Raw genomic sequence first — 9,824 nt, 5'->3', positions numbered from 1 at the left:
GGACAACCGCAGCACATCCCACTACGCCAACCGCGACTACGGCACCGCCCACCGGGTCATGCACCGCATCACGCTGCGCGGCGACCGCCCGTTCGGGCCGTCGTCGCCCCGCTGAAGGGAACGGCCCGCCCCCGCCTCCCGGAATCGGTGGACGGGCCGTCCGCCGCGATCTGACTGCCCGATCGCCGGAGCAGCACCCCGAACGGCGCAGGAACTCGGATGATCGCCCGCTCGTTGCCGGGGGATGACCACACCTCAGCTCGCCTGCCCCCTCTGTCACGGCACCGAGTTCCTGCGGCAGGACGGGCGCATCGACAGCAAGAGCGGCTACTTCCCCAACCCGGTAGCGCTGATGATCTGCAAGAGATGCAACTACGTGCTGCCGTTCCGGGAGAGGCGGTCGATCTTCGATCTGGGCTGACGCTCACGCGGCCTCGGACGCCGCCTGGAGGGGCTTGTCCGGCGGCGTTCGCGGCCGGCGGCCTGCTCTCCTCCCTGCTCTCCTCCCTGCTCTCCTCCCTGGTCCCCGCCTTCCCGCGCGACCGGCGGCACGTCCACAACGTCGCCGCCATCGGCGCCTGTGGACCCGGTCGCCGCCGATGTTCGCCGCCCGCACGGTCGTGGCGGGCGCCGGCGTCGTGCCTGCCGCCGCTCTTCCACGGCACGCAGGCCAACGACCGGCTCTGGCGCCCGGCTCCCCGACCCCGGTGCCTGGGATGGCGTGCGGTCAGGAGCCGTCCCGCGCGAGGCGTTGCGACACGGCCGCGTGATCGACGCCCAGCCGCGCCAGCAGCTCCGCCGCCGGGTCGGGACGTTCCAGTTCCAGCAGCGCGCGCAGCAGATGTCTCGTGTCGATGTCGCGGGTCCTGGCCTTCGCGGCCTTGACGGCGTTCGTCAGTACCGCCTGGGCGGTGGAGGTCATCGGCGGGTACTTGCGGGAGGGCGCGCCTGGATCGGTGACCAGGTGTCCGAGGTCGATGCCGATGGCGCGCAGGGCTTCACGGTCCAGCGCCTCCAGGGCCGCGTAGGCGGCGTCGAGATCGACCTGAAGGGCTCGTACGGAGGCCGAGCCGGTCTCGTGGAGCAGGCCGAGCAGCAGGTGCTCGGTCCCCATGCGTTTGGCGCCCCGTCGCCGCGCCTCCTCCCGGGCGGCGGTGACGACGACCACGTAGGGGCTGCCGGTGAACTGTTCGAACACGGTGTCCTCACTTCCCATGCTTGGCATGCGCGGACTGCCGCGACATGCCCAGCGCGTCACCGATCTGTTCCCATGACCATCCTTGTCGCCGGGCGTGGGCGACGGCTGCGGTCTCCACCTGTTCGGCCAGTTGGTGCAGCACTCCCACCGCTCGCAGGCCCAGGGCCGGGTCGTGAGCTTCGATGCGCTGCGCCAGGTTATCGAACGCCATGTCTGTCAGTTTGTCTTGACACGCCCCTCCTGTCAAGTGAAACTGACAGACATCGCTCGTCGTCGGATTCCTGGAGGCACGTCATGGTCAAGCGGATCGGCTTGCTGTGCGGTGCGGTCGCCGGACCGCTGTTCATGCTCGTTCTCCTCATCCAGGGAGCCGTCCGCGACGGCTATGACCCGATCCGCCATGCGGGCAGCTCCCTGGAACTGGGCAGCAGGCTCGGCTGGATACAGCAGGCCAATTTCATCCTGGCCGGGCTGCTCGTGATCGTCTTCGCGTCAGCCCTGCCCGGCGCGCTGCGAGAGCACGGACGGCGGTCGGTCTGGGGGTCGCTGCTCGTCGCCCTGTGGGGAGTGGGGCTCGTCGGGGCGGGCGTCTTCCTGGACGATCCGGTCAGCGGCTACCCGCCGGGAACCCCGGCACTCACCGTGCCCCCCACCCCTCACGGCGACCTGCACGGCAAGATCTCCCTCGTCGGGTTCCTGGCGCTGGCCGTCGCCTACTTCGTGTTCGCCCGGCGCTTCGCGGGCTGGGGCGAACGCCGATGGGCACGGTACTCGGCGGTCAGCGGAATCCTGTTCCCCATCGGGTTCGTCCTGTTCGTCGCGGCCTCTCTGCAGGTGAACGGCCTGGTCGAAGTCGGCGGCCTCCTCCAGCGCCTGACAGTCGGCATCGGCTGGCTCTGGCTGACGCTGCTGGCGATCCACCTCATCCGGATGCCCGGCGGCCTCCTGCGTGCCGGGAGTGACCGGGCCGCACGCCAGCAACCCTGAGCGGGTGGCCCTGGTGCCGAGGGTACGACGACGGCAACCGCGACTCGCACGCGTCGTCCTGGCCGGTGTGTGGCGCTTGGCGCGGTATTGGCGATCAGGGCCGCTCGAAAGGGCGGATCACCCACGCATCCAGTCGGGAACGTCCTGGCCGGTGATCGCGCGATACTCGCGGGAGACCCCCGCGGAGTCGCCCGCGTAGGCAAGGTACAGCTGCGCCATGATCGTGTAGACGATGTCCCGGCCGTGGTCGGGCAGGTGGCGACCGGCCGGCAAGGCGTGCAGCAGGGGTGCGACCGCTTCGCGAAACCTGGCCTCCTCCACCAGCATGAGCCCTAGGACGGTCAGAGCCTGCGCATACGACGGCGTATGAGCGACCGAGTCGAGCTCGGCCAGCTGCGCGTACAGGACGACGGCCTCCTGCGCGAGCGGGACAGCCTCGGCACGCCGCCCGGCCCCCGCCAGCCGAAGCGCGCAGTTGTACAGTGAGAGCGCCAGATCCGGCAGATACTCGGCCCGGTCGAGCTCCACCATCTCCCGCCACAGGGCCACCGCCTCCTCGGCGACCGGGGCCGCCTCCGCCGCCCGCCCCGCCTCGGCCAGCCGCCCGGCGTGGTTGTTCAACGCGCTGGCCAACATGGGCAGGTGAGGCGGGCGATCGAGCTCGGCCAGCTCCCGCCACGAGGCCACCGCCACTTCCGAGTACGGGAGCGCCTCGGCCCGCCGCTCCTCGCCCACGAGCCGCAGCGCGTACCTGGATGACAGGTCCGCCAGGCTCTCCAGCGTGGACACCAGCTCAGGAAGGCGAACGGCCGGGTCCCGCCCGGCCAGCTCCCGCCGCAGCGAGACGGCCTCCGAGAAGAGCCCGACCGCCTCCGCCTCGCGCCCGGACGGGACGAGCTTGAGCGCGTAGTTGTGCAGCGAGGCGGCCAGCAGGGGCAAGTAGGCCCTCCGATCGGAATCGACCAGCTCCCGGCACACGTCGATCGTCTCCACCGAGAGCCGGATGGCCTCGTCCATCCGTCCGGCCTGTGCCAGCAGCCCGATGTGGTTGTTCAGCGAGACGGACAGGTCCGGCAGGTGGGCCGCCCGGTTGAGCTCGGCCAGCTCCCGGCACAGGGCGAGGCTTTCCTCGGAGAGGGGAAGCGCCTCGTCCAGCCGACCTACCTCAGCCAGCCGTCCGGCGTGCCTCTCCAGGGCGGTGGCCAGGTCGGGCAGGTAGGCGGCGGGGTTGAGTGCGGCCAGCTCCCGGCCGATGGTCACGGCCTCCTCCGAGAGCGGGACCGCTTCGGCCCGCCGCCCCATGTCCGCGAGCTGGAGGGCGTGGTTGATCAGCGACGGGGGCAGGTTGGGCAGGTGGGCGGCGCGGTCGAGCGCCACCAGCCGCCGCCGCAGGAGAAGGGCCTCCTCGGAGTGCGGGAGCGCCTCGTCCAGCCGCCGCGCTTCGGCCAGCGAGGCGGCGTGGTTCGCCAGGGCGGTCGCCAGGTCCGGCAGGTGGGTGGCCGGGTCGGCGGCGGCCAGCTCACGCCGGAACGCGATGGCCTCGTCGAGCAGCGGGAGCCCTTCGTCCCGCCGGCCCAGCGACATCAGCCTCGTGGCCTGGTTGTTCAGGGAGGCGGCCAGGTTGGGCAGATGCCTGGCGCGGTCGAGCGCCGCCAGCTCGCGCATGATCTGGACGGCCCGCTCGCCCTCGGCGAGGGCGCGAGCGTGCAGCCCGGCATGGCCCAGGCGGATGGCCAGATCCTCGTGGATGCGGGCCCGCAGGGCTGGCTCCGTGGTGACCGCCAGCCGATGCCCCACGAGCCGGGAGGTCACGGCGGCGATGCCGATGTCCAGGTCGATGTGCCGGTGATCCGGCAGGACGGCCGCGATGCCCTCCAGGAGATGGGGATCGATCCCGTCCAGCGCGGCCAGGGCCGCCAGGGTGGCGCTCCCGGCCTGCAGGGCCAGCTCGGGGTACGCATCCAGCAGCGGGTACAGCTGGCCGCCGGCCAGGTGCGGCCATCGGCGCGCCGCCTCCACCAGAGTGGCCAGCGCGTGGGGCGCCCACACCCGGCCGGGGTCCTCCGCCGGCGCCTTCTCAGCCGGCGCGAGCAGGCGGGCCGGTGCGCCGTCGGCCCATGGGTCGGCCGGGAACTCATGAGAGTGGCCGGAGGTCATCAAGGCGACGAAGTCCTCGCCCAACCGGTCCGGGTACAAGGGCTCCAGGACCGTGTCCCGCGCTCCCGGGTAGCAGACCGCGTGATCCTTGAGAAGCTGCCCGGGAGCCTCTCCGGAGTCGATCCCGGCCAGGGCCAGCGCCGCCCTCCCGTCGGCGTGGCCGAGCCGGCCGGTCAGCGTGGCGGTGTAGACGACCTGCCCCAGCGCGTCGGGAGTCGTACGGAGCGGGTTGTCGCGAGAGGGCGCGGACATCGCCTCCCAGTGATCGCGCTCGCGGGCCAGGAGGAAGGCCGACACGGTCGCGGGGTCGGCGGGCGGGGGATCACCGCGGTCGTAGGCGAGCACCGCGGCCAGCGCGGCCATGTGCACGGTCAGCACCAGCCGGTAGGCCTCGTGGCGGTCCCACGCGGGTGGCGGGTCCACGTTCCCGGCGTCCGGTATCCCGAGCAGCTCGGCGAACCGGTCACGCGCGGCCTCGAACAGCCCGGCGCGCGTGACGCCGGGCCCGTCCTCCAGCGGCCCCAGCTCCGTGCGGCCGGGCGTCAGGTGGACGTCACGCTGGATCCGGTACGCCAGGCCCTGCCACCAGGTGCCGGACGGGCGGGCCAGCAGCAGCACGCGTACCGGCAGCCCCGTGCCGACGCGGGTGTCGGCCAGCAGCGACAGCACGTCGGCGGTGTCCCACCGCTCGGCGTAGTCCACCACCAGCAGCACCCCGGCGGCCCGCGCCAGATCGGGAACGACGAAGGGCTCGGGCGCGGAGCGGTCGCGCCGGTGATGTGCCGCCAGCACCACCCACCCGTCCTGCCGCCATGTCCGCGCCACCTCGTGGGCCAGGCGGGTCTTGCCCTGCCCGCCAGCGCCGTGGATCAGCCGCACCGCGAGGCCCGGCCCGTCCCGCCAGCGCCGCAGGTCGTCCAGCAGGTCGCGGCGTCCGGTGAACGCGATCAGCCCGTGCGCCGCCTGCAGCAGGCCGCTGGGCCGCGCCCGCGCCTGCTCCGGCGGCGGGGCGGCGGCAGGGGCCGGCCAGACCGCCAGCCGGTACGGCTCCCCGCCGTCATGAACGATCATGTCGCCGGCGGCCTGGTAGATGCGCGCGAACCCCGAGCCGGTTGCCTGCTGGTGAACCCGGCGCACCCCTTCTGGACCGCTCATGACGGTCATCATCGGCCGTACCCGGGCCCCGCGCCACCGCGCCGGCATCGGCCCGCACCAAATATGGCTGGACCGGCGGATATGACCACCGGGATTCGCCCGGGCAACCGCGCGGGCCCGTTCGGAGCCGTGATCACGTGGCCGGGAAAAGGATTGGACGCGACGATGCTCGGGCTTGTAGCTTGCGGTTGATCGTGACACCGCCCGAGGAGGTGAGACCCATGAACGCTGTAGCGATGTGGGTGCTCCCCCTTGCCGTCACGGTCGGGCGATCGAGGTAGGTGTCGCCGGGAGCGCCTCGCCAACAAGGCACTCCCGAAAGGCAACACCTATGCACTCTCAGCAGGTCACCGCCGAGCCGCCGTCGAACGCCAGGGCCGAGCGTGACTCCACCGTGGGCGAGGTCCCCGGAGTTCTGCCCCTTACCTTCGATGTGATCATTGCCGGGTGCGGGCCGACCGGTGCGATGCTGGCCGCCGAACTGCGGCTGCACGATGTTCGGGTACTCGTTCTGGAGAAGGAGACCGAGCCCACGTCGTTCGTCCGGATAGTCGGTCTGCATATGCGCAGTCTCGAGCTGATGGCGATGCGCGGACTGCTGGATCGCATCGTCCAGCACGGAAGACAGCGTCCGGCCGGCGGTTTCTTCGCCGCCATCCCCAAACCCGCGCCCAAGGGCCTGGATTCCGCGTACGCCTATCTGCTGGGCATCCCGCAGCCGGTCATCGAGCGTCTGCTCGAAGAACATGCGCTCGCCCTGGGCGCGCAGGTCCGGCGCGGTTGCGCGGTCACCGGTTTCGAGCAGGACGACCATGGCGTGACCGTCGAGCTGGCCGACGGGCAACAGCTGCGTTCGCGCTACCTCATCGGCTGTGACGGCGCGCGCAGCACGGTGCGCAAACTGCTCGGCGTCGGCTTCCCCGGCGAGCCCTCACGTACCCAGACGCTCATGGGCGAGATGGAAGTGGGCGTGCCGCAGGAAGAGATCATCGCCAAGATGACCGAAGTCCGCGAGACCCAGCAGCGATTCTGGCTCCGGCCCTTCGGCGAAGGCGTCTACAGCGTGCTGGTCCCCGCCGCGGGAGTCAGCGACCGCACGGAACCGCCCACCCTCGAAGATTTCCGACAGCAGTTGCGCACCATCGCCGGAACCGATTTCGGCGTGCACTCCCCGCGCTGGATGTCCCGCTTCGGGGACGCCACCCGGCTGGCCGAGCGTTACCGGGTCGGGCGGGTGCTCCTGGCCGGCGATGCGGCACACATCCATCCACCCATCGGCGGACAGGGCCTCAACCTGGGCGTTCAGGACGCCTTCAACCTCGGCTGGAAACTGGCCGCACAGATCCGCGGCTGGGCGCCGGACACACTGCTGGACACCTACCAGGCCGAACGTCATCCGGTCGCCGAGGACGTGCTCGACAACACCCGCGCCCAGACGGAACTGCTGTCCACCGAACCGGGCGCGCAGGCCGTACGCAGGCTGCTCACCGAACTGATGGACTTCGACGAGGTGAACCGCCACCTGATCGAGAAGATCACCGCGATCGGCATCCGCTACGACTTCGGCGAAGGCCCCGACCTGCTCGGCCGCCGCCTGCGCGACATCGACGTGAAGCAGGGCCACCTCTACGGTCTGCTGCACCGCGGCCGCGGCCTGCTCCTGGACCGCACCGAACGCCTGACCGTCGGCGGCTGGTCGGACCGGGTCGATCACCTCGCCGATCCCACTGCGGACCTTGATGTCCCCTGCGTCCTGCTACGCCCAGACGGCCACGTCGCGTGGATCGGCGACGATCAGCACGACCTGGACACCCACCTCTCCCGCTGGTTCGGCAAGCCCGCCAACTGATTCCGCCTGAGCAACCTCGGAAGGCTGGAGGCAGCATCAGCCGTGGTGCTCTGGCGCTTGCACTCCGGAAGAAGGCGGAGGAGCACCACGGGTGATCGGCGCAGGCGGCCATAGCAATCTTGACTGACGGCGCGGCCGTTGCATGGGCGGAAGTCTCATGCGCCGCCGAGAGGCTCGTCGGATGCCTGTCGAGAACCTTTCGAACCTTCAGGACGATGCGCGCCGGGCGGGTCCTCGGGGGCACCGGCCTGAAAGCTGACGCGTCGGAGCAGGCTGACGTCGTCAAGCGCGACGCCCTCGCGGGCCAGGACGAAGAGGAGGGCAAGGAACGCGGCACGGGCGTTGCCGTCGCCGAAGGGGTGAAAGAAGCAGACGTCGAGATGGGCCCGTGCCGCGCGGGCGGTCAAGGAGAGTGCCCGCCCGCTGGTGGAGCCGTTCGAAGGTGAGGGAGGCACCGCGCGTCGCGTCCGTCCGGACGTCCTCCAGGGCGGCGAGCAGGCCTTCGGCGCGGGCCGGTTCTATGGCGCCGTCGAAGGCTCGGATGTCTTCTGCCGCGCCGTCACGGGATGGGGCCACCGGGTGGTCCTCACTTCCGTCCGAGGCGTCTTGCCACGGCACGGAATCACGTATCGCGAGCCAGCGCTCCAAGTGGTGCGTACATGATCTCCAGGACGCCCGGCCAGGCAGACCACCGCGCCGTGACCGGCCCGAAGAGGCCACGCGCCCGGCCGAACGGCGGGCGCCAGGCCGCCCTCGAAGACGTGGAGACGGATTTCATCCGCCGCGATGAGTTCCGACCCCGCCGCCGGTATGTACTCACGAGCTCGCCGGAGTACCCCGGGCGAACCGATCACAAGGGAGAATCCGATGTCGAACACCCGTGCTGCAGACGAGGCCGCCATCCAGGCCGTACTGGTTGACTCCTACAAGGCGTGGGAGGCCGGCGACGCCGACGGCATGGTCGCCGACTACACCGCGGACGCGACCGCCATCATGACCGGCTCGTTCCGCGACAGCCGTGACGTGATCCGTCAGAGCATGGCCCTGGCCTTCGAGGGGCCGCTCAAGGGCAGCTCGACCTACAACAAGCAGCTCAGCATCCGGTTCATCGGCAGGGACGGCGCGATCGTCATCAGCGAGTCCGCCATCCTGTTCCCCGGCGAGACCGAGGTGGCGGACGAGGTGCGTAAGGTGAACGCGACCTGGGTCTTCGAGAAGCGGGACGGCCAGTGGCTGATCGCCGCCTATCACAACAGTCCGGTGCTGGCGCCCGCGCAGTGAACCCTTCCCTGTAGCCAGCGGTGACCGTGTGTAGCCGTTGATGACCGCGCGGGGTGATCTGTCCGCCCATGGCGGATGCTCAGTGCAGTCGCCGGATATGGTGGCTGCGGCGGCGGCGGAGATGGAGCGTGGCGTGATGACGGGGAAGGAAGGCTTCGATCGTCGGATCGCACCTTTCCGGACGGAACTGCTGGCGTACTGCTATCGGATGCTCGGCTCGGCTCACGACGCCGAGGACCTGGTCCAGGACACGTACCTGAGGGCGTGGCGGGCGCGGGAGCAGTACGACGATGCTCGCAGCTCAGTGCGCACCTGGCTCTACCGGATCGCGACCAACGCCTGCCTGACCGCCCTGGAGGTCCAGGGTCGCCGGCCGCTGCCGTCGGGGCTGGTGGCCGCGTCGGATCCGCTCGGGCCGCTCGTCCAGGGAGAGCACGCCGCCTGGCTCCAGCCCTTGCCGGACTCGCTGCTGGACGCGGGCGATCCGGCTGGGGCCGTGATCGACCGCAGCAGCCTGCGCTTGGCGTTCGCCGCCGCCCTGCAGCACCTGTCGGCGCGTCAGCGCGGTGCGCTGATCCTGCGTGACGTGCTCGGCTTCTCCGCGTCCGAAACGGCGGAAATCCTCGGCACCACCGTCGTGTCGGTGAACAGTTCCCTGCAGCGGGCGCGTACCCGCGTCAAGGAGGTCGGGGTCCGGCAGGAACGGCTCAGCGAGCCGTCCGCGGCCGAGCAGCGCGCCTGGGTCGAACGCTACATGAAGGCGTTCGAGCTGGCCGACGTCGAGGGGCTCAAGCGGCTGCTCGCCGAGGACGTGATCATGGAGATGCCGCCGATGCTCAACTGGTTCTCCGGCCGCGGCAACTACGGCCTGTTCATGGAGTGGGTCTTCGGGGCGGCCGGGAAGGACTGGCTTCTCAAGGAGGTCGCGGCCAACGGCGGCCAGCCCGGATTCGCCGCCTATCAGCGCGTCGGCGACGGGTACGACCTGCACACGCTCCAGATCTTCACCGTCACCGACGAGGGCATCAGCCGGAACTCGGTGTTCCAGGATTCCAACGTCTACGCGACCTTCGGCCTGGCGGTCAGGCTCGACGACCAGGGGCGTGCCATTGCCGAGGCCTAACCGCTCACGACCAGGTATGCACCGGGCATGACCGACCCGGGTGGCCCCAGCCCCGGCCGGGCATGGGGGCGGCC

9 protein-coding genes are annotated in these 9,824 nt (G+C 70.8%); 5 read left to right on the top strand and 4 right to left on the bottom strand.

Going from position 1 to position 9,824, the window contains the following annotated elements; genetic code table 11:
- Positions 1-244 precede the first annotated feature (244 nt).
- Positions 245-421, top strand: a complete 177-nt coding sequence (locus ACTWPW_RS61255) for a hypothetical protein (protein WP_375113524.1) — start codon at positions 245-247, stop codon at positions 419-421.
- A 306-nt stretch (positions 422-727) separates the two neighbouring features.
- Here the strand turns inward: ACTWPW_RS61255 and ACTWPW_RS61250 are convergent, their stop codons facing one another.
- Both ACTWPW_RS61250 and ACTWPW_RS61245 read right to left on the bottom strand, forming a co-directional pair.
- On the bottom strand, positions 728-1,216 hold the full coding sequence (locus tag ACTWPW_RS61250) for a Clp protease N-terminal domain-containing protein (RefSeq protein ID WP_375113525.1): 489 nt from the start codon (positions 1,214-1,216) through the stop codon (positions 728-730).
- A complete protein-coding gene (locus ACTWPW_RS61245; RefSeq protein ID WP_375113526.1) occupies positions 1,206-1,409 on the bottom strand; it encodes a hypothetical protein in 204 nt (67 codons plus the stop codon). Before ACTWPW_RS61245 ends, ACTWPW_RS61250 begins: the two co-directional genes overlap by 11 nt.
- 83 nt (positions 1,410-1,492) lie before the next feature.
- On the opposite strand from ACTWPW_RS61245, the gene ACTWPW_RS61240 reads away from it, so the two are divergent.
- Positions 1,493-2,185, top strand: coding sequence for a DUF998 domain-containing protein (locus tag ACTWPW_RS61240; protein WP_443174585.1), 693 nt, complete (start codon positions 1,493-1,495; stop codon positions 2,183-2,185).
- Between the two features lie 117 nt (positions 2,186-2,302).
- On the opposite strand, the gene ACTWPW_RS61235 is transcribed toward ACTWPW_RS61240, so the two are convergent.
- Complete coding sequence (locus ACTWPW_RS61235; RefSeq protein WP_443174584.1) at positions 2,303-5,497, bottom strand: tetratricopeptide repeat protein; 3,195 nt, start codon at positions 5,495-5,497, stop codon at positions 2,303-2,305.
- A 331-nt stretch (positions 5,498-5,828) separates the two neighbouring features.
- Between ACTWPW_RS61235 and rox the strand changes: the two genes are divergently transcribed.
- Positions 5,829-7,346 carry a rifampin monooxygenase gene (rox, locus tag ACTWPW_RS61230; protein ID WP_443174583.1) on the top strand — a complete coding sequence of 506 codons (1,518 nt, stop codon included), beginning with the start codon at positions 5,829-5,831 and terminating at the stop codon, positions 7,344-7,346.
- A 155-nt stretch (positions 7,347-7,501) separates the two neighbouring features.
- On the opposite strand, the gene ACTWPW_RS61225 is transcribed toward rox, so the two are convergent.
- Positions 7,502-7,753, bottom strand: a complete 252-nt coding sequence (locus tag ACTWPW_RS61225) for a Fic family protein (RefSeq protein WP_443174582.1) — start codon at positions 7,751-7,753, stop codon at positions 7,502-7,504.
- Positions 7,754-8,213: 460 nt separating this feature from the next.
- On the opposite strand from ACTWPW_RS61225, the gene ACTWPW_RS61220 reads away from it, so the two are divergent.
- Positions 8,214-8,627 carry an SgcJ/EcaC family oxidoreductase gene (locus ACTWPW_RS61220; RefSeq protein ID WP_443174581.1) on the top strand — a complete coding sequence of 138 codons (414 nt, stop codon included), beginning with the start codon at positions 8,214-8,216 and terminating at the stop codon, positions 8,625-8,627.
- Positions 8,628-8,667: 40 nt separating this feature from the next.
- On the top strand, positions 8,668-9,750 hold the full coding sequence (locus tag ACTWPW_RS61215) for a sigma-70 family RNA polymerase sigma factor (protein ID WP_443174580.1): 1,083 nt from the start codon (positions 8,668-8,670) through the stop codon (positions 9,748-9,750).
- Positions 9,751-9,824: the final 74 nt, after the last annotated feature.

The sequence above is a fragment of the Nonomuraea sp. KM90 genome (assembly GCF_052246675.1).
Taxonomy (GTDB): Bacteria; Actinomycetota; Actinomycetes; order Streptosporangiales; family Streptosporangiaceae; genus Nonomuraea.
Note: the sequence above shows the minus strand (reverse complement) of the source record. Positions and strands in the feature narration are given on the sequence as shown.

Bases quoted from the DNA above. Each gene is read 5' to 3' on its own strand.
- ACTWPW_RS61240 (WP_443174585.1), top strand. From the start codon at position 1,493: ATGGTCAAGCGGATCGGCTTGCTGTGCGGTGCGGTCGCCGGACCGCTG.
- ACTWPW_RS61245 (WP_375113526.1), bottom strand. From the start codon at position 1,409: ATGGCGTTCGATAACCTGGCGCAGCGCATCGAAGCTCACGACCCGGCC.
- rox (WP_443174583.1), top strand. From the start codon at position 5,829: ATGCACTCTCAGCAGGTCACCGCCGAGCCGCCGTCGAACGCCAGGGCC.
- ACTWPW_RS61220 (WP_443174581.1), top strand. From the start codon at position 8,214: ATGTCGAACACCCGTGCTGCAGACGAGGCCGCCATCCAGGCCGTACTG.
- ACTWPW_RS61235 (WP_443174584.1), bottom strand. From the start codon at position 5,497: ATGAGCGGTCCAGAAGGGGTGCGCCGGGTTCACCAGCAGGCAACCGGC.
- ACTWPW_RS61255 (WP_375113524.1), top strand. From the start codon at position 245: ATGACCACACCTCAGCTCGCCTGCCCCCTCTGTCACGGCACCGAGTTC.
- ACTWPW_RS61215 (WP_443174580.1), top strand. From the start codon at position 8,668: ATGACCGCGCGGGGTGATCTGTCCGCCCATGGCGGATGCTCAGTGCAG.
- ACTWPW_RS61250 (WP_375113525.1), bottom strand. From the start codon at position 1,216: ATGGGAAGTGAGGACACCGTGTTCGAACAGTTCACCGGCAGCCCCTAC.